At 56.5% G+C, this 26,114-nt stretch carries 26 protein-coding genes and 3 tRNA genes; 7 read left to right on the plus strand and 22 right to left on the minus strand.

Features of this window, described 5'->3' with window-relative positions; translation table 11 throughout:
* The first annotated feature begins 47 nt into the window (after nucleotides 1-47).
* On the plus strand, nucleotides 48-200 hold the full coding sequence (locus IEY11_RS11500; RefSeq protein WP_188886599.1) for a hypothetical protein: 153 nt from the start codon (nucleotides 48-50) through the stop codon (nucleotides 198-200).
* An 873-nt stretch (nucleotides 201-1,073) separates the two neighbouring features.
* On the opposite strand, the gene IEY11_RS11505 is transcribed toward IEY11_RS11500, so the two are convergent.
* From IEY11_RS11505 to IEY11_RS11565, 13 genes are all read right to left on the minus strand, one after another.
* Nucleotides 1,074-1,149: transfer RNA gene (locus IEY11_RS11505), tRNA-Val, on the minus strand.
* Nucleotides 1,150-1,152: 3 nt separating this feature from the next.
* Nucleotides 1,153-1,227: transfer RNA gene (locus IEY11_RS11510), tRNA-Glu, on the minus strand.
* Between the two features lie 9 nt (nucleotides 1,228-1,236).
* Nucleotides 1,237-1,313, minus strand: a tRNA-Met gene (locus tag IEY11_RS11515).
* 121 nt (nucleotides 1,314-1,434) lie between these two features.
* Nucleotides 1,435-2,211 (minus strand): transglutaminase domain-containing protein, encoded by a 777-nt coding sequence (locus tag IEY11_RS11520; protein ID WP_118729660.1) that lies wholly within the window; start codon nucleotides 2,209-2,211, stop codon nucleotides 1,435-1,437.
* Nucleotides 2,212-2,306: 95 nt separating this feature from the next.
* On the minus strand, nucleotides 2,307-3,089 hold the full coding sequence (locus IEY11_RS11525) for a hypothetical protein (protein WP_188886600.1): 783 nt from the start codon (nucleotides 3,087-3,089) through the stop codon (nucleotides 2,307-2,309).
* Between the two features lie 25 nt (nucleotides 3,090-3,114).
* Nucleotides 3,115-3,840: a 16S rRNA (uracil(1498)-N(3))-methyltransferase gene (locus tag IEY11_RS11530; RefSeq protein WP_118285948.1), complete on the minus strand. Its 726-nt coding sequence runs from the start codon at nucleotides 3,838-3,840 to the stop codon at nucleotides 3,115-3,117.
* 78 nt (nucleotides 3,841-3,918) lie between these two features.
* The gene (gene prmA, locus IEY11_RS11535; protein ID WP_188886601.1) at nucleotides 3,919-4,881 is read right to left on the minus strand and encodes a 50S ribosomal protein L11 methyltransferase; all 963 of its coding nucleotides are present in this window, start codon (nucleotides 4,879-4,881) and stop codon (nucleotides 3,919-3,921) included.
* A 304-nt stretch (nucleotides 4,882-5,185) separates the two neighbouring features.
* Nucleotides 5,186-6,217, minus strand: coding sequence for a hypothetical protein (locus IEY11_RS11540; RefSeq protein ID WP_188886602.1), 1,032 nt, complete (start codon nucleotides 6,215-6,217; stop codon nucleotides 5,186-5,188).
* A 54-nt stretch (nucleotides 6,218-6,271) separates the two neighbouring features.
* On the minus strand, nucleotides 6,272-7,756 hold the full coding sequence (locus tag IEY11_RS11545) for a S41 family peptidase (RefSeq protein WP_188886603.1): 1,485 nt from the start codon (nucleotides 7,754-7,756) through the stop codon (nucleotides 6,272-6,274).
* A 291-nt stretch (nucleotides 7,757-8,047) separates the two neighbouring features.
* Entirely contained in the window at nucleotides 8,048-9,745 is a 1,698-nt protein-coding gene (argS, locus tag IEY11_RS11550; RefSeq protein WP_188886604.1) for an arginine--tRNA ligase, read from the minus strand.
* 39 nt (nucleotides 9,746-9,784) lie between these two features.
* Nucleotides 9,785-10,228 (minus strand): DUF1934 domain-containing protein, encoded by a 444-nt coding sequence (locus IEY11_RS11555; RefSeq protein WP_118361062.1) that lies wholly within the window; start codon nucleotides 10,226-10,228, stop codon nucleotides 9,785-9,787.
* A gap of 13 nt (nucleotides 10,229-10,241) precedes the next feature.
* Nucleotides 10,242-11,039: a glutamate racemase gene (gene murI / locus IEY11_RS11560; protein WP_118361064.1), complete on the minus strand. Its 798-nt coding sequence runs from the start codon at nucleotides 11,037-11,039 to the stop codon at nucleotides 10,242-10,244.
* Nucleotides 11,032-12,102 (minus strand): D-alanine--D-alanine ligase family protein, encoded by a 1,071-nt coding sequence (locus tag IEY11_RS11565; RefSeq protein WP_188886605.1) that lies wholly within the window; start codon nucleotides 12,100-12,102, stop codon nucleotides 11,032-11,034. The genes murI and IEY11_RS11565 overlap by 8 nt, the downstream gene beginning before the upstream one ends.
* Nucleotides 12,103-12,319: 217 nt before the next feature.
* Here IEY11_RS11565 and IEY11_RS11570 point away from each other — a divergent pair, with 217 nt between their 5' ends.
* Genes IEY11_RS11570 through IEY11_RS11590 form a run of 5 tightly spaced genes read left to right on the plus strand, consistent with a single transcriptional unit; the run spans nucleotide 12,320 to nucleotide 14,941 of the window.
* Entirely contained in the window at nucleotides 12,320-12,637 is a 318-nt protein-coding gene (locus IEY11_RS11570; RefSeq protein ID WP_110435989.1) for a PadR family transcriptional regulator, read from the plus strand.
* Nucleotides 12,634-13,293 (plus strand): DUF1700 domain-containing protein, encoded by a 660-nt coding sequence (locus IEY11_RS11575; RefSeq protein WP_188886606.1) that lies wholly within the window; start codon nucleotides 12,634-12,636, stop codon nucleotides 13,291-13,293. The genes IEY11_RS11570 and IEY11_RS11575 overlap by 4 nt, the downstream gene beginning before the upstream one ends.
* Nucleotides 13,290-14,195 carry a DUF4097 family beta strand repeat-containing protein gene (locus IEY11_RS11580; protein WP_188886607.1) on the plus strand — a complete coding sequence of 302 codons (906 nt, stop codon included), beginning with the start codon at nucleotides 13,290-13,292 and terminating at the stop codon, nucleotides 14,193-14,195. The genes IEY11_RS11575 and IEY11_RS11580 overlap by 4 nt, the downstream gene beginning before the upstream one ends.
* A gap of 46 nt (nucleotides 14,196-14,241) precedes the next feature.
* Nucleotides 14,242-14,451, plus strand: coding sequence for a PspC domain-containing protein (locus IEY11_RS11585; protein WP_110435986.1), 210 nt, complete (start codon nucleotides 14,242-14,244; stop codon nucleotides 14,449-14,451).
* Between the two features lie 40 nt (nucleotides 14,452-14,491).
* Nucleotides 14,492-14,941 (plus strand): hypothetical protein, encoded by a 450-nt coding sequence (locus IEY11_RS11590; RefSeq protein WP_188886608.1) that lies wholly within the window; start codon nucleotides 14,492-14,494, stop codon nucleotides 14,939-14,941.
* Between the two features lie 92 nt (nucleotides 14,942-15,033).
* Here the strand turns inward: IEY11_RS11590 and trmD are convergent, their stop codons facing one another.
* The 8 genes from trmD to IEY11_RS11630 all read right to left on the minus strand — a co-directional run bounded on the left by trmD (nucleotide 15,034) and on the right by IEY11_RS11630 (nucleotide 23,772).
* Entirely contained in the window at nucleotides 15,034-15,768 is a 735-nt protein-coding gene (gene trmD, locus IEY11_RS11595; protein ID WP_188886609.1) for a tRNA (guanosine(37)-N1)-methyltransferase TrmD, read from the minus strand.
* Nucleotides 15,765-16,271: a ribosome maturation factor RimM gene (gene rimM, locus IEY11_RS11600; protein WP_116705292.1), complete on the minus strand. Its 507-nt coding sequence runs from the start codon at nucleotides 16,269-16,271 to the stop codon at nucleotides 15,765-15,767. Before rimM ends, trmD begins: the two co-directional genes overlap by 4 nt.
* Nucleotides 16,272-16,994: 723 nt before the next feature.
* Complete coding sequence (locus IEY11_RS11605) at nucleotides 16,995-17,225, minus strand: KH domain-containing protein (RefSeq protein ID WP_110435982.1); 231 nt, start codon at nucleotides 17,223-17,225, stop codon at nucleotides 16,995-16,997.
* A 14-nt stretch (nucleotides 17,226-17,239) separates the two neighbouring features.
* Nucleotides 17,240-17,482 carry a 30S ribosomal protein S16 gene (rpsP, locus tag IEY11_RS11610; protein ID WP_110435981.1) on the minus strand — a complete coding sequence of 81 codons (243 nt, stop codon included), beginning with the start codon at nucleotides 17,480-17,482 and terminating at the stop codon, nucleotides 17,240-17,242.
* A 64-nt stretch (nucleotides 17,483-17,546) separates the two neighbouring features.
* The gene (ffh, locus tag IEY11_RS11615) at nucleotides 17,547-18,905 is read right to left on the minus strand and encodes a signal recognition particle protein (RefSeq protein ID WP_110435980.1); all 1,359 of its coding nucleotides are present in this window, start codon (nucleotides 18,903-18,905) and stop codon (nucleotides 17,547-17,549) included.
* Between the two features lies 1 nt (nucleotide 18,906).
* Nucleotides 18,907-19,278 (minus strand): YlxM family DNA-binding protein, encoded by a 372-nt coding sequence (gene ylxM / locus IEY11_RS11620; protein WP_110435979.1) that lies wholly within the window; start codon nucleotides 19,276-19,278, stop codon nucleotides 18,907-18,909.
* 180 nt (nucleotides 19,279-19,458) lie between these two features.
* Nucleotides 19,459-22,452 (minus strand): EAL domain-containing protein, encoded by a 2,994-nt coding sequence (locus IEY11_RS11625; RefSeq protein ID WP_188886610.1) that lies wholly within the window; start codon nucleotides 22,450-22,452, stop codon nucleotides 19,459-19,461.
* 42 nt (nucleotides 22,453-22,494) lie between these two features.
* Nucleotides 22,495-23,772 carry an extracellular solute-binding protein gene (locus IEY11_RS11630; protein ID WP_243184001.1) on the minus strand — a complete coding sequence of 426 codons (1,278 nt, stop codon included), beginning with the start codon at nucleotides 23,770-23,772 and terminating at the stop codon, nucleotides 22,495-22,497.
* A gap of 515 nt (nucleotides 23,773-24,287) precedes the next feature.
* Between IEY11_RS11630 and IEY11_RS11635 the strand changes: the two genes are divergently transcribed.
* Entirely contained in the window at nucleotides 24,288-24,818 is a 531-nt protein-coding gene (locus tag IEY11_RS11635; RefSeq protein ID WP_110435976.1) for a DUF5662 family protein, read from the plus strand.
* Nucleotides 24,819-25,099: 281 nt separating this feature from the next.
* Here the strand turns inward: IEY11_RS11635 and IEY11_RS11640 are convergent, their stop codons facing one another.
* On the minus strand, nucleotides 25,100-26,113 hold the full coding sequence (locus IEY11_RS11640; RefSeq protein ID WP_188886611.1) for a sugar ABC transporter substrate-binding protein: 1,014 nt from the start codon (nucleotides 26,111-26,113) through the stop codon (nucleotides 25,100-25,102).
* Between the last annotated feature and the right edge of the window lies 1 nt (nucleotide 26,114).

The following is a 26,114-nucleotide window of genomic DNA, read 5'->3' on the forward strand; positions in this document are numbered from 1 at the left end:
GGGTTCTATTATACCGTATATGCAGGAGTAACGCAAACGTAGTTTATGTGAAGTTGCGGTGGTTTAACCGCAACGCAGGCTATTCCGGCACCGACCCGCTGGGATGTACGAACCGCGCAGGCGGTCCGCCCTATTCGGGCGGCATTTCTCAGCACTGGCTGAGCGGGGTACTCGAACTGCGCAAGCGTGTTCGTCCCTAACGGACGGAGAGTTTTTCGCTGAACCTCAGCGGGGGATTCGCCGTCTGCGGACGGCGGGAACGTGCCGCGCCCCGCGGCGGGGGCAAAAAGGAAGGGACACCTACGGTTTCCCTTCCTCTTTGAACTCCTGCCTTTCCCTTGCTTCCTAATCTGGCGCAGATTTCCTATATGTGACCGCTTCGAAAATAGGGAACGGCAGAGGATTTTTTCTACCGTAGGGGAGCACAGTGTGCTCCCATGCCGAAACCTATACGCAGTGCCGGATATCGTTCTGCTACACATGTGGGTTAGTTTACGCAGGCGCGGCATAGCAGTGCCGCGCAATTCGTGAGCACGTTATTATAGACAGCACCTGCGAAGATAAATCGACCAAACGCCTAAATTCGCAGGTGCCTTCCGTTACAACACGCAAAAAAATTGCGCGGCACTGTCATGCCGCGCCTGCGCAGATGAAACCGTCTGTGTAGCAGTACACTGTCTGTGAACCGCGAAAAGGTGGAGAAAGACACGCAACGGTAACCCGACTGCCGTTCCCTATTTCGCAGCGGTCACAGGTCGGCAATCTGCGCCAAACCCTCCCAAAAGGAAGTGGGAGTTAAGAGGGTAGAAACCTTGGTGTCTACCCTCTTGCCCCGCCGCGGGGCGCGGCGAATCCCTGCGCTCCGCAGAGCGCAACTCCTCGCTTGATTTCAAGCGAAAAACCTCCCGCCCGGAAAGGGTGAACCGCCTGCGCGGTTCAGGTCCCCCGGTCTACCCGTGCTGAAAAAACTGCCGCCCGGACAGAACGTAGCGCTGCGCGCCTCGTATGCCCCGGAAAGCCGGCGGTTTCTAAAGACAAAAAGAAAAACCACTCACTTTCGTGAGTGGTTTTCGTGGTGGAAGTTAACGGGCTCGAACCGCTGACCCTCTGCTTGTAAGGCAGATGCTCTCCCAGCTGAGCTAAACTTCCAAGTGGTGACCCGTGGGGGAATCGAACCCCCGTTACCGCCGTGAAAGGGCGGTGTCTTGACCGCTTGACCAACGGGCCAAGGGAAAATGGTAGCGGTAATTGGACTTGAACCAATGACCTTCCGGGTATGAACCGGACGCTCTAGCCAACTAAGCTATACCGCCATATCCTTTTCCGTTGTTATCGCCCGCTCGCTGACGACTTGTTTAGTATAGTCCATAATCGAGTAAATGTCAACACCTTTTTTCAAATTTTTTTGAAAAAGTTTTGGAACCGATTTTTCCGCTATTTCCCGCCCTGTTCCAGACTGTCCAGAAGCTGCTCGTAGAACGCCTCATTCCAGGTATGCGTCTGCGCCAGTTCTTCTCCGGTGAGCATAAAATACTGATCGGATACATATTCGCCTCTGTCCGGAATCGGGTCGTCAAACGTGCAGTCGATGTAATATGTTGTGCCGCCCAACCGCACAGCATTCCAGCCGTGGTTCATTTCCTCGGATGCGACATAGATGACCTGAATGCCTGCCGCCTTGCACAGCATCTCATACGCGCGGCCGTAACCGGCACACACAGCCTTATGATCGAGCAGCGCGCCATCTGCCGCGAAAGCGGGTGCCGAGCCGTCCGGAGCGTCCTCCTCTGCCGTATCCACATCGTACTCACACTGACGGATGAGGGTATCGTGCAGCGCACGCAACTTCTCCTCTGCAGTCATGGTCTGCGAAACCGAGCCTGCCGCCAGAACCCTGGCGTACTCCCACGCCTGCTCCTGCCGCGCCTGCCGAGAAACCTCGGCGTTCAGCTCGATGGTCTTGTTCGGCCGTGTTACCGCGTGCAGCGCGAATGCGTATGGATACTGCGCCTCCAGTGCTCGGTACACCTCGTCCGCGTCCACGTTGTCCTCGCGGAAGGCAACGCCGTTTCCGCCGTTCTCCGCGTCCTGCCGGAGCAGATCTGCCGCCTGATAGACATTATCCACCGGCTTCGCCTGCAGATACGGCAGCCAGAATACACCGCCGCCAAGCAGAGCCATGGTCAGCAGAAAGCCGAAAAACCGTCTCATATGTCCCCTCCTTCGGGTATGACAAAGCGGGCGGCTGCGCCGCCCGCTGTCTAACCGTCAAAACGCGCCGCGCTTCGACAGGAAAAATGCAATTATCACATCAGCTTCACGGTATAGTATACCGCAGTGATGAACAGATATGCCGCTGCCGCACCCAGTGCGATCATGACATGGCTTGCCGCAAGTACAACGACTGCCGTCAGCGCTACCATCACGATCGGCGTAATGGTGAGCATCAGGTACGCGTTCTTGCTGAACTGGGTGTCGATCTTGCGGCCGCGGAAGGTGAACTTGCCCTTCTTGCGGCGCAGAGAAGCCGTAACAGCGATCTGGATCAGCGCCAGCACCGCGGTACCTGCTGCCGCCACGGTGGACATCCATGTATGGTTAGCCGAAACCAGCGCGCGGTGAATCACCAGCATTGCCGCAACACCCACACCGGTATCTACTGCAATCAGGAAAAATTCCGGCGCATAAGAATGATACACCAGATAATACACTGCCAGAACCGGCAGAACAACATACATCGCCTTGATCGGCATGGTGCCGTAGTAGTTGATCGCGGTCAGGAACACGATGGCAACGATGCTTGCAATCAGCATATTGCGTCCGCACACGATGCGGCGCACGCTGCTGCGCTTGCCTGCATGCTCCTGTCCCAGCATGATGATGCCGGCTACCGCGCCGACAATGCCCACACCGAGCAGCACCCGCGTTACCAGCACGCCGGTCTTCCAGGTGTTGCTGTAGCCCAGCAGGCGCTCGAGAATCATCAGTACCAGCACGCCGAGCAGGCACACACTGAATACTGCGAGCACCTTGTTGGTGGTATACTCTTCCTGAGAAATTGGCTTTTTACCCACATTGTTTTTTGCCAATGTTTAACACTCCCTTTATTTCTTCTCACATGTTGCCGCCGGCATAGAGCACGGCCGCAAGCGCCGCAATCGGCGCAGTCTCACACCGCAGGATGCGTGTACCGAGCGAAACGCTCTGCAGTCCCGCGTCCACGGCTGCCCTTGCTTCAGCCGGATCGAAGCCGCCCTCCGGCCCGACCATCAGCGAAACCGTGTCCCTGACACCGCCTGCAAGCGCATCGTGCAGACCGGTCCGCCTCTCGTTTTCGTAGAAAAACAGTGCCGTTTCGCTTTCCGCCGCCTGCGCGATCGCCTGAGCGACCGGTACAACGGCTGCCACCTCCGGCAGACGTCCTCTGCCGCACTGCTTTGCTGCCTCGGCAGCAATCTTACGCCAGCGTTCCACCTTCTTTTCGGTCTTATCCGGTCGGGAAACGCAATTCTTGGACAGATACGGCACGATACGGCTGACGCCGAGCTCTACCGCCTTCTGCACGATAAATTCCATTTTGTCGCCCTTGGGCAGCGCCATAAACAGCGTGATAGACTGCTTCGGCTCGGTATCCGCCGCGTGGCAGCTTACGACCCGGCAGGTCACGGCTTCCTTCTCCACGGTTTCCACCGTGCAGTCAAAATCCATTCCGGCACCGTCACACAAGGTAACACCTTCGCCGACACGCAGACGCAGAACACGTCCCGCGTGATGCGCGTTTTCTCCGGTAAGGGTCAGCACGCCGTCCTGCGGCTGCTGATCGACAAAAAATCGAGGCATAATAATCAAATAACCTTTCCTATTTTAGCAAAAAAACAGCCGTTTGGCAAGTGAACATTCCGTGAATCCTGAAACAAATCACTTTTTCGCAGCAAAAGCGCTCCAGTCATCGCTCTTCTCGTGCGAAAGGATCGTAAATCCGCTCTTTTCCAGCGCCGCGCGCACCTCCTCGGCACGCTCGTTGAGGATGCCGGAGCAGATCAGCGTGCCGCCCTTGACCAGCTTATCCGCAAACATGGGCGACATGCCGATGATGACATCAGCCACGATATTCGCCACGATCACGTCGTAGCCGCCGCCGATGTCCTCGGCGAGCTTCGGATCGCGCAGCGCGTCGCCGCACAGACCTCTGCCGATCTCGACATGGTTTTTTTCCGCATTTTCGTGTGCAGTTTTCAGACAGTTCTCGTCGATATCGACGATGGTCTGCACATCCGCGCCGAGCATAGCCGCCGCAATGGCCAGAATACCCGAGCCAGTGCCCATATCGAGCAGCTTGTCGCCCGGCTTTACCGCATTCTCGAGCGCCATCATGCACAGCTGGGTCGTGTCGTGGCTGCCGGTGCCGAAGGACGACGCCGGGTCGATTTCAAGAATACGGCGGCCCTGCGGGTCCTCAACCGTCTCCCACGAGGGTTTGATCATAAAGCTGCGTCCCACCGGGAACGGCTTGAAATACTGCTTCCATCCCCACTCCCAGTCCTCCTGACGGGTCAGCGCGGTTTCGGTACACAGTCGGCCCCAGGCGTGCTCTTCATCGCGCGCCTTGAGGTTCTCCAGCGCGGCACGGATATCCGCGTACTGCTTTGCACCCTCGTCGCTGTCCGGCAGATAGATTTTGAGACAGGTCTCCTGTGCACGCTTCTCGCACACGAGATCCTCGTCTACATAGTCCCAGTATATTTCGGTGTCCTTGAGAAATTCTTCAAAATCCGCCGCATCCTCGAGCACATAGCCTTCTACGCCGTTGTCCTCAAGCAGTGCCTCGACCGGACCGATGCCCTCGGTCGTCGTGTAGATCGTAACTTCTCTCCAGTCCATAGGTTCCACCCTGCCTTTCCTATCCAGATAACCGCGCTCCGCGCGGTATTCAATAACAATTTGCTTGCATAATTGCAACTACAAGACCGGTTTTCGTCCAGAAAACCGAGTCTTTGGTCCCGCCCGCAGGCGACTGCCGCTCTGCGGCAGCATTCAATCCGCGGCGCATTGCGCCGCAACAAAACCCGCGACATGTGCGTGGGTTTTGTTTCCCCGCCCCAGTGCCCCTGGGGCACGTCATTCGGGTATCGAAAGGCGGTTTCTCCGGAACCGTCTTTCGTATATAGGGGACTTTTGAAGTCCCCTATAAGCGGATCATGCCGTATTTCGTCTCGAAATACGAAATGACCGCGTCTTCCTGCTCCCATGTGCCGTCATACAGTGCAAGTCCCGGAAAAACCCGCAGACCCTGCTCCAGCAGGTCGGCAGATTCCGCGCACAGGCACAGCGGACGCGAGATCATATAGCGGGATTCCTCCAGTGTGATAACATCCTCTTCGGTTTCGAGCAGCAGCTTGAACGCACCCGAATCATCCTCGGCTTCGATGAGATCCTCATCCAGATGCGGACCGCACTCGATCTCGTCCGAAATGTCGATGGTCGGAGCGATAAAATGCGCGTGCTTGCCATCCGGCGCACAGATAAAATCATCGTGATCGCGCGGCAGCGTTTTGCACGCCACCTGATTGCCGCGCAGCGCTGCGACAAATGCTTCCGTAATGTCGGGCATAATGACCTCGGTGTTGTACAGTGTGGTTTGAGACAGCCAGTCCGCGTGCATGCACACGCCGAGCGACAGCCGCGCATACGGCGCTGCGATTTCGAGCGCCTGCGTCAGCGATTCGGGATCGTGTGCGCTGATCAGCACAGTCGTAACGCCAATGCGCTGCAGCACACCGATAGCCGCCCGCACATCCGTGCCGTCTGGCAGATGGCCTTCATCGTCCTCCACCTGCAGCTCCGCAATTACCGTTCGGCCGCACAGATCGCCCAGAGCCAGCACAGCGGCACGCAGTGCCGGAAACGTCGGCGCGCCATGCAGATAATAGAACGCCGCATCATCGTGCAGCAGAGGACGGAAGACCTCCTTGCACTGCTCAATGTAGTGCATGGTGATCGGGCGTTCGCAGTGCTCCGCATCGGGTTCGGGCGGGCACTCGAGCGCCAGGCCGACCGGCAGCGGCGCCAGTTCTTCAGCCCATGCATCGCACAGTTCAGCATTCGGTGCAAGCGCGCCTGCAAACTGCTCGGGCGCGGTATGATACAGCGAAATTGCCGCCGGATCGTTCAGCAAAAGCTGCGGTTTATGCTCGGATTGACATAAAGGAATATCCAAGGTTGTTCTTCCTCCTAAGAAGATGAAAAATATTCATATTTCAGTTGATAAAGTTTACTTTTTCGTCCAGCTGCCGTCACTCTTAGCGGTATACTGCTGCGGTTTTGCCGCCGCCAGCCTGCACATTTCAAGTGCGCTCTGCAGCTGATCGTCCACCAGATAGGTCTGGCCGTTCAGCGCAGTAACCGCTTCATCCAGTGCGCTCAGCATTTCCGGAGACGCATACAGCGCCGCAGGCAGATCGTAAGCCGCCCGGAAGGACGCTACCGCGTCCGCTACGTCGCCGTCATACCTGCCGGTTGCTTCGGTGAGCAGTCCCAGCAGCGACAGGCGCTCGGTCATGGCGTAAACCACGTCCGAGCTGTCGCCAAAACGCAGGGTTGTGCTCGTATCGAGCGGTTTGAGATCCTTGGTATTGACCGTAACCTTGCGGTTTTCCAGCTGGATATCCGGCGTCAGGCCGACACCTTCCCAGCAGCCCTGCTTGGGCAGCTCGAGCTCCAGCGTGGTGATGACCAGCTTGTCGCCGTTTACCAGATCAATGTGGAACTGCCCCTGTCCCTTACCGTAGGTCTTGCTGCCGATGAGCGTCGCCGAGCCGGTGTCCTGCAGGCTGCCTGCCAGCAGCTCCGCCGCGGAAGCCGTGCCGCCGTCCACCAGAACAACAATCTTGCCCAGCGGCAGCGCGTTGCCGGTCGAATAGGTCTGCTCCAGGCCGCCCATATCGTCGCGGTAGCGCACGCCGGCAAGCTCTGCATCCTTGACCGGTGTCATAGCATTCGCCATTTTGAGCGCCGCGTCGATCAGGCCGCCGCCGTTACCGCGCAGGTCGAGAATGACCGCACGGGTGTTCTTGGACGGCAGGCTGTCCCAAATCTCCGAAAACGCCGACCAGTCGTTCTGCGAGCCGATGGCGCTGACCTTGATGTACTCCACACCGTCCGCCATGGTCTTGTTGGAAACGTACACGCGGTTGACCTGACGGCGCTCACAGGTAACGGTAATGTCCCGTCCGTAGCGGCGCACGGTCAGCTTGACCGACGTGCCTTCCTCGCCGCGCAGCTTAGATGCTACATCGGCATTTTTCAGCTTGGTTGCGTCCTCACCGTTGATTTTCACGATAAGATCGCCAATCTGCAGACCGGCTTCCTCCGCCGCTGAATAGCGCATGACCTCAGCGATCTGTACGCCGTTTTCTGTCTCCTGCAGGCCGACACCGATGCCGACAAAGCCCTCAAGCGTCGAAAAGCCCTGCGAATACTCCTCGCTCGACAGATACATGGAATGCGTATCGAGCAGCGAGAGAATGTCGTTGAGCACGTCATACATCTCATCCGGATGCTTTTCCAAATATTTATTGATATAGTTCTGCAGAACGTACGGATCATGCTCTGCCTTGAGGCCGAAAGCATCAATGAGCGCCCAAACGCCGTCAAACCACGTTTCGCTCTGTCCGTCCTGCGTGATCGCACCGGCGGAGGCGGTCATCATTGCCGCCGTCATCGCCAGTGCCGCTAATCTTTTGGCTAATTTTTTCATGTGGTTCTCCTCCGCGCTCAGCGCGGCAAAAAATCCGTTTTGCTTGCAAAACGTAACCGCATGGCAGGTTTTTTACCGAAAAACCGAGCCATTGGTCCCGTCCGCAGACGGCCGCTGTTACACGGCGGCTTTCAATCAGCGGCGCATGCGCCGCAACAAAACCCGCGACATGTGCGTGGGTTTTGTTACCCCGACCCAGCGCTCTTGGAGCGCGTCATTCGGGTATCGAAGTATGGTTTCTCCGGAACCATACTTCGTATATAGGGGACTTTTGAAGTCCCCTATACGTTGTCACATGGACTCCGGTGCGTCTACGCCGATGAGCTTCAGCACGTTCTCAATGGTCTGCTTTGCTGCCAGGCACAGGGTCAGACGCGCATCACGGACAGCCGGCTCGGCATCCTTGATGCGGCAGGCGTTGTAGAAGTGATGGAACTGCTGCGCCAGTGCAACGGCGTACTTGTTGAGGCGCGACGGATCGCGGCTGACAGCGGACTGCACGATCTCCTCGGGCAGCAGAGCAACCTGCTTGATGAGCTGACGCTCATCTGCGCCGGTCAGCACGGACAGGTCGGTCTTGCCGGTATCCGGCAGCGCGATGCCGCTCTCCTGTGCGTTCCTCAGCACGGAGCAGATACGCGCGTGCGCGTACTGCACATAGTACAGCGGGTTATCGGAATCCTGCTTGATCGCAAGGTCAAGGTCGAACTCCATCTGGGTTTCCGCTGCGCGGCTGTTGAAGAAGAAACGCGCTGCATCTACCGGAATCTCGTCGAGCAGGTCGGTCAGGGTCAAGCTCTTGCCGGTACGCTTGGACATGCGGACAACCTCGCCGCCCTGCATCATGCGGACAAGCTGCATGAGCACGATCTCCAGACGGTGCGAGCCGTCCAGACCGAGTGCATCCAGAGCGCACTGCAGACGCTTTACATGGCCGTGATGGTCAGCGCCCCAGATGTTGATAACACGGTCAAAGCCGCGCTTCTCGAACTTGTTGCGATGGTAAGCGATATCGGCCGCAAAGTAGGTATAGAAACCGTTTGCACGGCGCAGAACGTCGTCCTTGTCGCAGCCGAAGTCGGTCGAACGGAGCCACAGTGCGCCGTCCTCAGTCTCGTAAGTTGCGCCCTTGGCGGTCAGCATGTCGATGGTCTCCTTAACGTAGCCGCTCTCGTGCAGAGTGGACTCACGGAACCATACGTCGTAGTTGATCTTGTAACGCTTGAGGTCGCGCTCCATGCGGGCAATGTTGGTCGGCAGACCGTAACCCTCGATAACGGCGAAGCGCTCCTCCGGGGTCTTTTCGAGCAGGCTGTCGCCGTACTGCTCTACCAGATCATGCGCCAGCGCCTTAATGTCGTCGCCCTGATACCAGGAAGCGTCGAACTCAATCGCATCCTCGCCCTTGATCTCCTGGATATAGCGACCCTCGACCGAGTGCGCGAACTTATCTACCTGATTGCCTGCATCGTTGATGTAGAACTCACGGGTAACGTCGTTGCCGGACCAGTCCAGAACCGAGGACAGGCAGTCGCCCAGAACACCGCCGCGCGCGTTGCCCATGTGCATCGGGCCGGTCGGGTTGGCGGAAACGAACTCTACCATGACCTTTTCCGGCTTTTTGCTCTCGGTACGGCCGTAATTCTCGCCCATGGCGAATACGCCGCGGACAGCCTGCTCGTACCAGCTCTGATTCAGCGTGAAGTTCATAAAGCCCGGGCCTGCAATGGTCACGGTGTCAAAGCAGCTGCCCTCGAGGTCGAGGTTTGCCACGATGCTCTCCGCAATCTTGCGCGGCGCCATGTGCAGCGGCTTTGCACACTGCATAGCAAAGGTGGATGCCCAGTCGCCGTTGGAAGAATCCTTCGGGGTCTCTACTGCAACCGGAGGAATGGTGCCCTCAGGCAGCTCGCCTGCGGCTACAGCCTTGCGGTACGCCGCTTCTACAACGCGGGTTGCTTCGGCGCGTGCGATTTCGTATGCGTTCATGTGTACACTCCTATATCTAAATCTCTTATTTTTACTTTATTAAACGACCTGAATGTTCGGTTTGGTCGATACCGTCATCTCAAAGTGGTGTTCTCCCATGAGAGAGTTGTCCACCTCGACCGTGTAGTCGATGATAAGGTGTCCGCCGTTCTCGCCGATGGTGTTATGCACCCGCGAGGTGTGGGTGGCGATAGCCATTTCACTGCCGACCGGCGTCTGATACAGACCGACATGGCGCTCGTCCTCGGCGAACAGCATGTGCGAGGGAAACGTACCCGTGCGGATGAGGGCAACCGTTTTGCCGTCCAGCTTGACGGTGGTCTTGGTGCCTTCGAGTCCGGTCAGTTCACTTTCCTCGTATGCGATGTAATATTTTCCGCCGCGCTCGTACAGCGTGGCAGCGGTTTGCAGGTCGATGTTCTCCTCGTCACAGCCCGCAAACTGCTGCTGAGAGGAAATCGTCAGCCAAACGTCCTTCTTCATATTTCTATGCTCCTTAATAGCGGGAAATATCCACAAGCTCCGCACCGACATCGACCTTTTCCTGCAGGAACAGCTCGGCGAGCTGGTCAAAGCCCTGCGGATCGTCCGAAACGAAATACTGCGTTGTACCCGTACCCTCGTTCGGGTCAAACTGCGTGGAAGCGAGGTTTGCCGCCTCGGCGCCCGAGTCAATGAGCGTCACATCCGGACCCATAAAGTCGCCGATGACCTCCTCGAGCAGCGGATAGTGCGTGCAGCCGAGAATCAGCGTATCCACACCTGCGTCCTTCAGCGGCGTGAGATATTCCTTCACCACAGTTTCGATGACCACATCGCCGCGGTGCACGCGGCCGTTCTCGACCAGCGGCACGAACAGCGGACACGCCTGCGTGAACAGGTCGAGCGTGCCGTCCTTTTTGTGCAGATACTTCTCGTATGCACCCGAACGGATGGTGGCCGCCGTGCCGATCACGCCGACTCTGCCGGTCTGCGTCATGGTCATGGCGCGGCGGCAGGCAGGCTCGACCGTGCCGATGATTGGGATGTCGTTCTCCTCGGAAAGCAGGTCAAGCGCGATTGCGGACACGGTGTTGCAGGCAATGATGATGGATTTCAGGTCATACTGGCGCAGAAACGCCACATCCTGCCGGGCATACTTGGTGATGATATCGCGGCCGCGCGTACCGTACGGCACACGGCCGGTATCGCCGAAATAGATGATATTTTCCTGCGGCATCAGGGCGTGCAGACGGCGCACGGCGGTCAGACCGCCCAAGCCGGAGTCAAATACGCCGATCGCACGCTTATCCATGATGCTCCTCCAGTGCCAGAGAGATCAGGCGGTCGAGCAGTTCGGCATAGCCAATGCCCTCGTAATCAAACAGCTTGGGGTACATGCTGATCGAGGTAAAGCCCGGAATCGCATTCAGCTCGTTGAAAACGACCTCGCCGCTGTCGTGGGTGACAAAGAAGTCTACGCGCGACAGGCCGCGGCAGCCGAGTGCGGTGTAAACGCGGACAGCGTCCCGACGGACGGTCGCAATCTGCTCCTCGGTGATATGTGCCGGAATGTACAGACGCGAGCTTTCGTCCTTGTACTTGGCGTCAAAGGTGTAGAACTCCTGCGTCGGAGCGATCTCGCCGACCGTGGAGGCCTGCGGTTCGAGGTTGCCGAGCACCGCGCACTCGACCTCGTGACCGTCGATGAACTCCTCGACGAGCACCTTGGTATCCAGCTTAAATGCTTCGGTCAGGCCCTCGGCCAGTTCGAGCAGATTGTTCGCCTTGGCAACGCCCACGGACGAGCCCTGCGAGCACGGTTTGACGAATACCGGGAACGCGCCCAGCGTTTCCGCAGCCGCGGCGATTACTGCCTCGGCATTGCGCTCAAAGTCATATCTCAGCGCCAGATAGTAGCGTGCCTGACGGACGCCCGTACCCTCAACGACCTTTTTCGTCAGGGCCTTGTCCATCGTGTTCGCGCTTGCGGCTACGCCGCAGCCGACGTACGGAATGCCGGCCAGCTCGAGCAGACCCTGCATCGTGCCGTCCTCGCCGCCGACGCCGTGCAGCACCGGGAATACGCAGTCCAGACGGACAATCTCGATCTCTCCCTCACGGAGCAGCACCATGCCGTGCATGCCGCGGTCGGGTGCGAGAACGACCTTTACCTTGCCGGTCATGCGCTCCCACGCACCGCTCTCTACACGGTCCGGATCACAGTTCGGGCAGTAGAGCCACTCGCCGCTGCGGGTGATGCCGACCGGATAGATTTCATATTTATCTTTATTCAGGTTTCGCAAAATAGAAGCGGCAGACAGGCACGAGATGTCGTGCTCACTCGAAATACCGCCGAATAATACAGCCAGTTTCATTTATCAGATTCGCCCTTTCGTTCGTTTCCTCTGCCCATACTTATACAGATACCATTATACGCTATCTTTCCGGCGAATACAATGCGAAAACAGTGTTTTTCCTGCACTGATCCCACAAAATTTACAATTCCTTCATAGTTATTTTTGATATACCTGTTGACGGACTATATTATATCTCATATAATATTATTAGAAACACAGGAGAGGAGGATTCCATATGTCCTATCCCATCTCGTCCTCCCTGCTGGACGGCATCGTGCTTGCCGTAGTCGAGCGAGAAAGCACCTACGGCTACCGTATTACGCAGGACGTGCAAAAGGTACTGGATATTTCCGAATCTACGCTGTATCCGGTACTTCGGCGGCTGATGAAGGACGGCTGCCTGACCACCTACGATCAGGCCTATGCGGGCCGCAACCGCCGCTACTACCAGATCACCGAGCACGGCAGAGCCGCTCTGCGGCAGCACCGCATCGACTGGCAGAACTACCGCAGCGGGATCGACACGATCTTTTTTGGAGGGGTGAACGAATGAACAGAGCAGATTACATGGCAGCGCTGCGGCGTGCGCTCTCGGTTTTGCCGGAGGAGGAACGCGCGAACGCTCTGCGCTATTACGAAGAATATTTTGACGACGCAGGCCCGGAAAACGAGACAAAGGCCATTGAGGAACTCGGCGAGCCGGCAAAGGTTGCGGCGCAGATTCTTGCGGACTACCGCGAACTGACCGCTGTACCGCATGCACAGCCGATAAAAGAGAAGCGCCGCTGGCGCGGTATCAGTCCGCTGCTGCTGATTGTGCTGGTGCTGCTCGCCATCCCGATCGGATTGCCGCTCGTGTTTGGCGCAGGTGCCACCGTGCTTGGCGTGCTTCTGGCGATCGTTGTGACCGTGCTCGCGGTGATTTTCGCTGTACTGCTCATTCTGTACGGCATTCCGCTTGCGCTGATTTGTGGCGGAGCCGTGATTGCCCTGCTGTCCTGCACACTGTGGGCGACACCGGCGAACGCGCTCGTCACACTCGGCAACGGACTGGCTGCCTTTGCCGCCGGTATCCTGCTCGGACTGCTGTCCATCAAGCTGAGCATTCTGTTTGTGCCGCCGGTGTTCCGCGCCTTTGTCGCCGTGCTGCGTGCGCCGTTTAACTGGATTCGCAACAGATGCCGCCGTACAGGAGGTGGAAATGTATGAAAAAGCTCATTATTGCCTGCGCTGCCGTGCTGGTGCTCGGTCTGGGACTGACAACGGTCGGTCATGTGCTCGGCGGACAGTTTTACAGCGTGTACTACGATGGTGCGCTGCATCCGTTCAGCGATGCCGCACAAAATTTTTCCGATAAATTTGTGAACATCAGCGACCACATTGTCACCGCCGATGAAGATGATGACAGCGATTTTGACACCGACTGGGTGCAGGATTACCTCGACACCCGTAAGGCGTCCATGAAGGACTATAACCTGCCCATGCAGGCGCTCGACCACATCACCGATATCGAGCTGACGCTCAAAGGCAGTAACTTTTCGCTTGCGTCCGGCGGCGATTTTTCTCTAACCGATGGCGTTACCGTTACGGAAAGCACGTTCCGCAACGGTAAATGGACGGCGGAGCTTTGGGCGAATGACGATGAAGTCAGCATTATCCTGCCGAATTCCGTGCAGCGCTGGAATGATATCAAGATTTCCTGCCGTCAATCCGCCAGCCTGTCCATTCCTGACGTGCTCCGTGCGGATGACCTTACGCTTTCCACCGAAAACGGCACGCTGACCGCAAAGGAGTTGTCTGCGGAAGATATCGAGCTTTACACCAACAACGGCACACTTTCCGCGCTGCTGCCGGAAGCTGCAGACCGGTATCATGTGCAGGCGCGCACTAACGGCGGTCCGGTCAGCCTGAACGGTGCGGTTCTGGTGCAGCTCGATGAAGCCGGAAACGGCACCGCGCAGTACGACAACAGCTATGATCCCGAAACCAATAGCTACCGCGTGGATCGTCCGTACACAGCAGAGTTTACGGTATCCGGCGCCGGCAGGATCAGCGTTCTCACGCAGGTCACGCCGACCGGCGCAGACACCGCCAACCGAACTGTAACTTGACGAAATCCACAAAACAACGTATGATAAAAGAAAAGGAGACTTTACGATGAATGGCAAGAAATTGTATCGCAGTGAATCCAACCGCATGCTGTGCGGTGTCTGTGCCGGCATCGCGGAATATTTTGATCTCGACCCGACTTTGATCCGTCTGGCATGGGCGCTTGTATGCTTCCTCGGCGGTTCGGGTATCCTGGCGTATATTATCGCCGCGATCATCATTCCGTCCGAGAGCACGCGCAATAACAATATGATGTGACCCATCGCCGTTTCTCCGGAAAAGAGAGGAAGTGCTCGCTATGAGCGAAAACCAGCAGCCGCTGGACGAAGAACAGGCGGTTCCCGATGTGCAGGAGCAGGAAACCCTGCCTGCCGCAGCCGAAGATACCCTGCCCGCTGCGCAGGACGAAAATGCACCCGCCATCCTCGATGCGGAACCCGAAGAGGAAGAAGAAGATATTGATCCTGCCGATGTGAAGATCTTCGGCATGAAGCGCCATGTGTTCCAGCTGACCTGTCTGGGCGCCGCTGTCGGCTATATCCTGTGCGGACTGGTCGGTATTCTCGGTGAGAAGATGCAGGGTACCGGTCTGGGCGATATTCTGGCGAAATCCCCGAGCACAACCGTCTGGGCGGTCGTTGTGGCCGCTGTCGGCTATTTTATCGGCTCGCGTCTGGAGAAAAAGCGCGAAGCTGCTCTTGCGGACGAACAGGCCGCACTCGAGCAGCCCAATGATACAAACGCATAATTTTCCTTTTGGAGCTGTCCGGAAAGAGAGTCTGTGTAAGCAGGCTCTCTTTTCGCGTTTGCGCAACAAAAAAGAACCCCGAAGGGTTCTTTTTACCGCTCATCGCTGTGAATTTTATCGAGAATCTTTTTATCCCGCTTATCCTGCGGCTGAAACTGCGCAAACAGGTCAGGCCGATCCTTTTTCGTGCGGCGCAGGCTCATTTCGCGTCTCCATGCTTCGATGTTTGCATGGTGGCCAGAGAGCAGCACCTCCGGTACTTCCCTGCCGCGCCAGTTTTCCGGGCGGGTGTACTGCGGATGCTCGAGCAGACCGTCCCAGTGGCTTTCCGCCGTGAACGCTTCCTCGTCCGGCAGAACGCCCGGCACCATACGGCATACCGCGTCCGCGACAGCCATCGCGGGGATCTCGCCGCCGGTCAGCACAAAGTCACCGATGGAGATCTCCTCGTCCACGCACTCGTCGATAAACCGCTGGTCAATGCCCTCATAATGGCCGCAGACCAGAATAAAGTGCTCCTTTGCGAGCAGCTCACGCGCTTTCTGCTGATTAAACGGCTGTCCCTGTGCAGAGAGGAACACCGTGTGCACATGCTCGCCGGCACTCAGCGCCTGATGGCACAGATACAGCGGCTCAGCCAGCATGACCTGTCCGCGTCCACCGCCGTAGGGCGCGTCATCCGCCTTGTGGTGCTTGTCGAGCGCATAATCGCGGATGTTGGTTGCCTTGACCTCGACAACACCCTTGTCCTGGGCGCGTCCGATAATGCTTTCGCGCATAACCGCGTTGATCATCTCCGGAAACAGCGTCATAATGTCGATTTTCATTCGATCAGACCCTCGATGCTCTCAACATAGATCACGCCGGCTTCCATGTCGATCTCCTTGAGGAACGGCTTGATGGCCGGAATGTAGATTAGACGTCCGTCCTCACCGGCGATTTCGTACATATCGTGCGCCGGATTACTGGTCAGTACGTCACGGATGCGGCCGATTACACGGTCAACGCGCAGATCGAACACCTTGAAGCCCAGAATATCCTGAATGAACACGAGATCCTCGGGCAGCTCTACGTCCTCGCGGTCGAGGTGGAGCACCTTGTTGCGCATCGCCTCGGCAGCCTCGACCGTGTCAATGCCCTTGATGTGCATAAGCACAACATTCTTGTGAACCTGCGCCTTTTCGACGGTCACAGGCGTTTTTTCGTCCAGATAGAGCGTGTCAAAGTCACACAGCACCTCAGGGCTGTCGCACCAGCTCTGCACCTTCAGGTCGCCGCGCACGCCGTGCGTGCCGACGATCTTGCCGGCCTCTAAAAATTTCTTCGGCATATTCGTTCTTTCCTCCTGCCTGTGAGCGTTTTTATTCCTGCGATGTTTGATTGATGGTGATTCGTTTATCTGTCGGGGATTTCGCCGTCTGCGGACGGGTCGCGCAATTCTTTAGCCCGTTACTACGCACGGCACCTGCGAATTTAGACATTCACCACATTTAACTGCGTAGGTGCCTTCCAACACAACACGTTAAGAATTTGTGCGGCACTGTTATGCCGCACTCAGCGGGGAGCAGACCGCCTGTGTAGCAGTCCGGTATCTGGCACTGCGAAACGGTTGAGAAAGACACGGAAGAAAAATCCTTTGCCGTTCCTTTGCGAGTCTCAGCTCTGCAAATTTCGCCGTGCCCTCTAAGGGAAAGGCAGGAGTTCAAAGAGGAAGGAAAACCGTAGGTTGTCCTTCCTTTTTGCCCCGCCGCGGGCGCGGCAAACTCCCGCGCTCCACAGAGCGCAACTCCCCGCTGAATCTCAGTGAAAAACACCCGCCCGTTAGGGACGAATACGCTTACGCAGTTCGTGCCCCCCGTTGAGTCAGTGCCGAAAAGGGTGCCTCCCAGACAGAGCGTATTGCTGACGCAACTCGTGTGCCCCGCATAATCGGTGCCCGATAAAAACAAAAAATCGCCGCGCTGCGGCGATTTTCGGAAAAAGCCAGCGCCTGACGGCACCGGCTCTTCATTCAAGTTGAAGTGATTAACACTTCGGCGCGATCCGCGCAGGCTCAGTCGAGAATATCAACTGTGACGCGCTTGTTCTCGCGATTGCCTGCCGCTTTCATGAGTGTGCGGATTTCCTTTGCGATGCGGCCGTGGCGACCGATAACGCGACCCATATCTCCCGGTGCTACACGCAGCGAGTAGGTGATGTTATCGCCGTCGATCTCCTCAGTAATGGCAATCGCAGCCGGATCGGAAACCAGATTTTCGACTATATAAGTCAGTAACTCTTTCATTTCGACGACCTCACTCAATTCAGCACACCGGCCTTCTTCAGAATACCGCGAACGGTATCGGTCGGCTGAGCGCCGTTCTTGATCCACTCCTGAGCGCGGTCAGCGTTTACGTTGACAACAGCCGGCTCTGCCAGCGGATTGTAAGTGCCGATCTCCTCGATGAAACGACCGTCACGCGGGTAACGGGAATCAGCGACAACGATGCGGTAGAACGGAGTCTTCTTAGCGCCCATGCGACGCAGTCTGATCTTTACCATTGAAATTTCACCTCCTGTTATAGAAATTTATCTATTGTAAATTTACTTTACAAACGAATAGCGATTAAAACGGCAGCTTGAAGTTGCCCAGTCCCGGGAAGCCGCGGCGCTTTTTGCCCTTGCTGCGTGCCATGCTGGTAAGCTGCTTGGTCATCTTCTGCATGGCCTCAAACTGCTTGAGCAGCTTGTTGACCTGCTCGACCGACAGTCCGCAGCCGTTTGCAATGCGCTTCTTGCGGGAGTAGTTGATGATGGAGGGATTATCTCTCTCCTTCGGGGTCATAGACTGGATGATGGCTTCGGTATGCGCCATCTGCTTTTCGTCGATCTTTGCACCGGCGAGGGCTTTTGCGTCCACACCCGGCAGCATGCCGAGCATTTCCTCCATCGAGCCCATGTTTTTCATTTTCTGCAGCTGATCGTAAAAATCGGTCAGCGTCAGCTTGCCGGCCATCATCTTCTTGGCGGTTTCGGCTGCCTGCTTCTGATCAAAGGACTCCTGCGCCTTTTCAATCAGCGTCAGCACATCGCCCATGCCGAGGATGCGGCTTGCCATACGGTCCGGGTGGAACGGCTCGATATCGCCGAGCTTCTCGCCCGTGCCGATGAACTTGATCGGCTTGCCGGTAACGGCCTTGACCGAAAGCGCTGCACCGCCGCGTGCGTCGCCGTCCATCTTGCTCATGAGCACACCGTCGATGCCGAGAGCCTCGTCAAAGGTCTGTGCGACCGTTACGGCGTCCTGACCGGTCATTGCGTCCACCACGAGGATGATCTCGGTGGGCTTAACCGTTGCTTTGATGTTCTTCAGCTCGTCCATCAGCTTTTCGTCGATGTGCAGGCGGCCTGCGGTATCGAGGAAAACCAGATCATAGCCGTTCTTGCGGGCAAAGTCGATGCCGTGCTTTGCGATCTCGACCGGATCGCCCTGACCTTCGTCAAAAACGGGGATGTTAAGCTGCTTGCCAACTACCTTTAACTGTTCGATAGCCGCCGGACGGTAAACGTCACAGGCTACGAGCAGCGGTCGGCGCTGCTGCTGCTTGCGGAGCAGAGCGGCCAGCTTTGCGCAGTTGGTGGTTTTGCCGGCGCCCTGCAGACCGGCCATCATCACGATGGTGGGCGGGTTCGGCGATATGGTCAAACGAGTGGTCTGGCCGCCCAAGAGCGAAACCAGCTCCTCATTTACGATCTTGATGACCTGCTGGGTCGGAGACAGGCTTTCGAGGATCTCCGCGTCCGTTGCCTTTTCGGTAACAGTCTTGATGAAGTCCTTTGCGACCTTGAAGTTGACGTCCGCCTCGAGCAGTGCCATGCGGATTTCCTTCATTGCGTCCTTGATATCGGACTCGGTCAGCCTTCCCTTGCTGCGCAGGTGCTTAAAAGCAGATGAAATTTTTTCGGTAAGCCCTTCAAATGCCATGTTAAGCCTCCTGCCTGAGCTGTTCGAGCAGTGCCGTCATGCGGGAAACGATCTCATCCGCCTCGGCACTGTGCAGTTGTGCGGCGTTCAATTCATGCAGCTGCTCAACCTCGTGCTGAAGTTCCTCTGCGCACCGCTCGGTGTCGCCGTATCGGGCCACCAGACCGAGCTTGTCCTCCATCTCATGAAGGGCGTGCTCCGCTCGCTTGATGCTGTCGCGCACACCCTGACGGGTGATGCCGGCGTGCTCGGCGATCTCGGAAAGCGAAAGATCTTCATTGTAATACAGATCAAACAACTCGCGCTGCTTCTCGGTGAGGGTTTCTCCGTAGAAGTCAAACAGCAGGCTCATTTCAAGCGGTGTTGCCTTCATGGTGATCCTCCCTCCGAAGTGTAAAGTGTTTTGCCTTTACATCGAACGTGTTTATTCTATCCTATATCGGCTCTTTTGTCAAGAGGAAACTTTTCATATTGTAAAGATTTTTCGTTCCGGTTGAACCATCGAGAATTGCGGATGGAAACCGCAGCTTCTCCCGCTTTGCAAGCGACCCGCTCACCGATTCATCCACCGAATCACGCTCAGCGCCTGCGGCGCAATCTCACTCGGAGACGCCGCCGGCTTCGCCAGAAAATATCCCTGCAGCAGATCAACGCCCAACTCAATAACCTTGCGCAGCTCGGCTTCGGTCTCGATGCCCTCGGCAACGATCTTCATGCCGCGTCCGTGTGCGTATTCCACAATATCCTTGACCAGCTGCTGCTTATCCGCATCGGTGTCGATATCGCAGATGATGTTGATATCCACCTTGATATAGTCCGGAGACAGCTCGAGCAGACTGTTGCTGTTGCTGTAACCGCTGCCCCAGTCATCCAGCGCGAACGCGCCCTGATCGCCCAGTGCCCTGCGCTTGCGCTCCAGCGCCTCGCGGTCGATCTCCTCTTCCTCGGTGATCTCGATGACCAGATTATTCAGCAGCTCGGCAAACTGCGCCTTGAATTCCGCAACATCCTCATCCGTCAGGCTGCTGCTGGCAATCGAGTTGAGAAACAGCTTGGTGTTCCTATGCAGTCGCCCCCTGTTCTGCATCATCACAAACGTGGATGCCGCCTTGAAGGCGGTCAGCCGCTCAACCTCGTACAGCTTGTCCATCTCGCGCGCCAGCTTCATCACGGTCAGCGGCGAACTCAGGAGCGGCATTTTCACACGCAGCAGCGCCTCATACGCCTCTACCCTGCCGGTATGCGCTGAGAAGATCGGCTGAAAATGGTAGCCTGCACTGCTCTCACGCAGCATCTGCAGGAATTCCCTGCGCAGCTGTGCTGCGTAGACCTCCTGATTATAGGCACCGATATCAAATTCACCCATTTCGCCCTTGGACTCATGCTTCACCTGATACATGGCAAAATCCGCATACTTTTTGAGCGTAGCCAGATCCCTGCCGTTCTCCGGATACCACGCGATACCGCCGGAAATGCTGATGCGCATGGTGTCGCCGTTCGGCAGAAGCGCCGTGCGCTCCTTCATTGCATCGGAAAGCCTGTTCAGCACCTGACGGATTTCGTCTCGTTCATCGTAACCATAGAACAGCACAATGAATTCATCTCCCGACATACGGGCGCAAATCGTGTTTGGTGGCAGCGTCTGTGAAAAGCACTGACCCGCCAGATTGATATATCGGTCACCCCAGTCATGGCCGAACGTGTCGTTGATCTGCTTGAGGTTATCCATATCCATCATCAGCAGCGCAGCATGCCCCAGCTTTTCCGGCATACGGAACAGTTTTTTCGCCCGTGCATCAAAGGCACGGCGGTTATACAGACCGGTCAGAACATCGTAATCGCGCTCATGCTCGATGCGGCGGCGCTCAAGTGTTGTCGCAGTCACATCCTCGACCAGACCGACCTGCACCTCATCCTCACCAGTGATGCGCAGCATGACAAACCGCTCACTGCCGTCCTTTTGCGGAATGGTGAACACACAGCCGCCGTCCTGCAGACTGAAGCTCTCATTCTGCAGCACCAGCTCCTCCATCAGCATCTCAAACCGCTCCCGCGTCACATCATTCGGGTTGGCGTCCTGCATGCCGAGCATGGAGAAAAAGTTGTCGGTCACGAATACTTTATCGCTGTCCTCACGGATTTCATAGCCGCCGAGTTCAATACTTGCCATGTCCATAATACGCAGGAATTTCGTGGAGGTATCCAGAATATCCTGACTGAGCTGGGTGATTGCGGTGGAAAAGCCGTCTATCTCGCGGATGCCGGTGCGCGAGAGCTTTGGGATTTCCGTTCTCTTATCCTGTATAGCGGCTACCTCGTCGGACAGCTGCCGGATCGGATGCGCCAGTCCGCGGCTGACCAGATAGCTGCATACCAGACCAACACCCAGCGTCAGCACGACTGCCACCAGCAGCAGACTCTGCATATCGTTGGATATTTTATACAGCGTGCTGTTGGGCACAATGCCGAGCAGCAGCCAGTGCTCATTCGAAAATGGTGCGTTGCGGTCGTACAGCGTCAGCGGTTCCGCACAGGCGAAGTATTTTGTCTTATTGACGACAATGGTGCCGGCAGCACTGCTGTCCTGCATGACAATGCTCTGCGCGCTTTTCAGCGAACGATCCTGCGTAGAAAACGTCACCGGCTGCAGCGGAATGCTGCCGACCGGCTTTTCATCAGTCATTACGGCGAGCAGGTATGCGCCGGTGCCGTCATTCTGCAGCTCGGTCAGCGGCAGCTGCTCCTCCAGATAGCTGCACAGCAGCTCCACGCCGACAACGCCGTACACCGTGCCGTCCGGCAGGATGAGCGGCTGCGCGTATGCGATTGCTTCCCGCTTGTCTCCCGGCAGAACATACGGCGAGGTCGTCCAGCGGCCGTACTGCGCCATCAGCAGCTTGCCGCCGTCCTGATAGGCGGTCATGAACGGCTGATACACAAAATCATCAAGCTCTTCATAGTCCAGCGCGGGCTGCCAGCAGGAGTCCGTCGTAATACGCATGGACTTCACGATTCCTGCCGGTGCAAACGACAGCATCAGATCCTCGTTGCGCTCGGAAGCCGCCGCATTCGGGTCCAGATCGCGCAGATAAATGCCCGGCAGACGCCCATTGGTCTTGCGGGCATCCAGATCGCATGTATTGAGCACCACGAATACGCCCGTCACCGACGAGCTGCGCAGCTGCGTCACCAAATCATCCGCAATCGCTTCAAGCAGCGGCTCGCTCGAAGCGCTGCTCTGTCCCAGCGTATCCTTTGAGATTTGACCGGAGGTCAGCAGCGCTTCGGTCTTCTCGTTGATCCGATTCGGCATATCGCCGAGATTCTGCGCCTGCACGAGAAAATCCTCCAGATATCTGCTGCGGTTCTCAACCTGTTTGGCTAAAATATCCTCCGCATTCCGGTCCAGCTGCTGCGGCACGCGGCTTACCGCGATGGAGCCGATCAGCAGTGTGACCTCGACCGCCAGAATGACCAGTACCGATATAAATATAGTGGAAAAGACCGATCTTTCCCGTTTTTCTGTTGGCTTACTGCGAGCCTTCATACCGCACCGCCTGTTCAAACCTGATCTCTCGAGCTGTTTCTCTTATCCTTCGTGTGCCTGAAGCTGCGCCAGCGTATCCCGATACCAGCTGTCAAAATATGCATCTGTCAGAAATTCCGCCTCGGCCTGCTCCGCGCTCTGCCCGGCTGCAATGCGCTGCTCCACCGTGTCGCGGTCTGCCACAGCAAGATCACTCATCGCGTATTCCAGCACCTTGCGCGCGTTCTTGCTGCCCTCGAAGGCACGGGTGGTGTACAGCTTATTCTCGTTTACCGTCTTGACCGCCATCTGCAGAACGGACTTGACCTCGGGTGTCATAGCAACCTCGCTGTCAGCCAGCATTTCTTCTTTATTCGCTTCCCGGGTGACCGGCAGATAACCCGAGCTGATCGAGAACTGAATGTTGTTCTCCGGTGCAGTGAAATACTTGAGGAAGATTACGCTCGCCTTGATCTCCGCCTCATCGCCCTTGGTGACAACCATGCCCGCACCCTGCTGCACCGAAACCGGTTCACAACCCGCAAAATGCGGATTCGGCAGCACTTTCAGCTCGATCGAATGGCTGTCGTCATCACTGGTCATTACGCTGTCCGGAAAGAAGGTCGCGCTCGAGCTGGAGCCGACATAGGACAGGATCGTACCGGTTTTGATGTCATCGCTGCGGAAATGGCCGTTTGCCTCAAAATAGCCCTTGATAAACGGCACATAGTAGTTGTCCCACAGCTTACGGATAACATTTTTATCAAAATCAAGCGTCATTTTGCCGTTCTGCACGTCAAAAATCGTGCAGCCAAGCTCCTTTGCACCGATGAGCAGATAGTTTGCCATCGCATCTCTGCCAAACAGAGCACGGCCGTCATCCGGCGCTTCGGTCTGCGCGTCCGTCCAGTTATAGTATTTCTCGGCTGCTGCGGTCAATCCCTCAACCGTCGCAAGATCGTCATAGGTCGTGCCGGTCGCCTGCGAAAACGCCTGCCAGTCGGTATCGTTCAGATAGAGCACCTCGGTGGCCTTTGCGGTCGGGAAAATCTTGATGCTGCCATCACCGTCAAAGTCGCCCTCGGTGAGATAGCCTTCGATGTACTCGCTTTTTTCGCTTTCGGTCAGGTAGTCGTTCAGATCCACGACCATGCCCTGCTGATCGAGCGCATACGCGGTATCCGCATAGCCGGAGAAGATATTCGGCAGCTCTTCCGCACCGACCTTGCCTTCCGCGGCGTTCAGCACGTTAGTCTCCAGATCATTTACACTGCCCTGACTGGCGCTTTCCACCGTGATCCCCTGCGCTTTGCCGACCGTATCGTTGAAATTCTGCACCATCCGGTTGAATGCTTCGAGCTGCTACCGTTATAGTAGTTCCAGATTGTGATCGTCACCGGCTCCTTTTCCGCACCGCAGCCGCCGCATGTCAGCGCCAGCATGACCGCAGCCGCCGTTCCGGCGATCAACCGCTTGTATGCCTTCATAGTTTCCTCTTTTTCTCCTGATAGTATGTAAACAAATTCATCCGATTCTATATATTTTCCCATATACACGGAATTTTCTTTTTCCATTCATATAAATAGTGCAGCAAAAGCAGAGTACGCCGCGCGTAGAGAGCGCGGAAATTTTACGCGGGCATGCTGCCGCATGGCAAATGAAATTGATAATGGTATTTGTGTGCTGTATGCATGCACCCGCTGCAGTATCTGTCTGAACTGCTATAGTTTATCACAATGCGCAAAAAACGTAAAGCGCGAGTTCCCTGTGACACACATTGCACCTTGTTTTTTGCTTTTCTTTTTCCGCACAGCATGGTAGAATACTATCAGTCCGAAAAAAGGAGGGCGCATGCCATGAAATGGCTTTCACATCTGCGCACGGTGCAGCACCATCGTTTTCTGGTTCTCCGGCACTGCTGGCGCGTTGGATTATACTGGCAGGGACTGACGCACGATTTGAGCAAGTTCAGTCCGGTGGAGTTTTCCGCCGGTGCAAAATATTATCAGGGCAACCGCAGCCCGAACGAGATCGAACGCCGCGAAAAGGGCTACAGCGCAGCATGGCTGCATCATAAGGGCCGGAATAAGCATCATCTGGAGTACTGGATCGACTACGCCGCCGACGGCTCCGGTATGTGCGGCATGAAAATGCCCATTCAATATGTAATAGAGATGTTCTGCGACCGCGTAGCCGCCAGCAAGACCTATCGCGGTGCTGCCTACCGCGACAGCGATCCGTATGATTACTATGCGCACTCGGTCGATCACTATATCATCCACCCGGATACCGCCGCCGCACTGGAATCCCTGCTGCGTATTCTGCGCGACGAGGGCGAGGAAAGAGCGTTTGCGGCTGCACGAAAACTGCTTAAAACGGGATATTGAGCAAAAAGGAATCAGCCGGCCGGCTGATTCCTTTTTTATAATATGATGTGCGGCCGCAAAAGTATCCACAGGCTGTGGATACTTTTTGTTGATGTCCGCTTTGCAAGCAAAGAACCGAAACAGCGCACAGAACCTTCGTTCCGTGCGCTGTGTGTTTCAGCATTATCTTCCTTGGGCAATACCGCCGTCCCGAGGCGGTACGATTGGGAACGTTGGAGCGTCAGACCCGACCGTTTTTCCAAAGGAAAAAGAGATTTAACAGCGTGCAGCCGGTCTGCGAATTACTCCCACAGACCCTTAGCCTTCATGTCGTCGATGTACTCATCGCAGTTGGTGGAGTCAACGACCTTGGAGCCGGAGTCGATGAAGGAGTCAACCTGCTCGCCTTCCAGTGCCTTTACCGCAGCTTCCACTGCCTTATAGCCCATGTCGTAGCCGAGCTGGGCGATATCCATGCCGAGCGTACCGTCCTTGATGGCGGAGATAGCGGAGGTATTGCCGTCAAAGCCGCAGACGATGGTGTCAGCATACTTGACGTTGCCGGAGTCCTTGATGATCTTAACAACGCTCATTGCCATGTCATCGTTGGAGGAAAGAACAATATCAATGCCGTCCGGATACATCTGCATAACGGATTCCATTGCGGTTGCAGCCTTCTCAGCCAGACCGTCACAGTACTGCACCTCAATGACCTCGCCGCCGGCTTCCTCAACGCCTTCCTTGTAGCCGGCCAGACGTGCTTCGTGCGTCTCGTCGCCCTGTACGCCGGTAACGATAAGGACAGTCGGCTTGTCAACACCGTTCGCCTTGGCGGCTTCTACGGCTGCCGTGCCGCCGCTCTTGGCAGCGTCCTTGTTGCCGGTGCCGACAAACGCGAGCTTCTTGTCCGAGGTAAAGTCGGTATCGAGTGCGATTACAACTTTATCGGTGTTCGCAACCAGCGTGGAAGCAGAATTCGACTGCAGCGGAGCCAGTACCAGCGCGTCAATGCTCGGGTTGCCGAGCGAGGTCTCGATCATGTTGACCTGCTCATCGTAGGACGTTGCCGATGTCGGAGACTGGATATCTACGTTTACGTTGTCGTGCTCATCGGCGTATGCCTTTGCACCTGCCATAACCTTGTTGAAGTGGCCGTCGGTCAGCTTTACGATAACCGAGATGTTGTAAGCGTCGCTGCTGCCGCTGTCTGCGGAAGAACCGCCGTTGCCGCTCGCAGAGGTGCCGCCGCCGCAGCCCGCCAGCATACCTGCACACAGTGCGCTTGCCAGAGTCATCGCTAACAGTCTCTTTTTCATG

Source organism: Butyricicoccus faecihominis (assembly GCF_014648015.1).
GTDB classification, from domain to species: domain Bacteria; phylum Bacillota; class Clostridia; order Oscillospirales; family Butyricicoccaceae; genus Agathobaculum; species Agathobaculum butyriciproducens.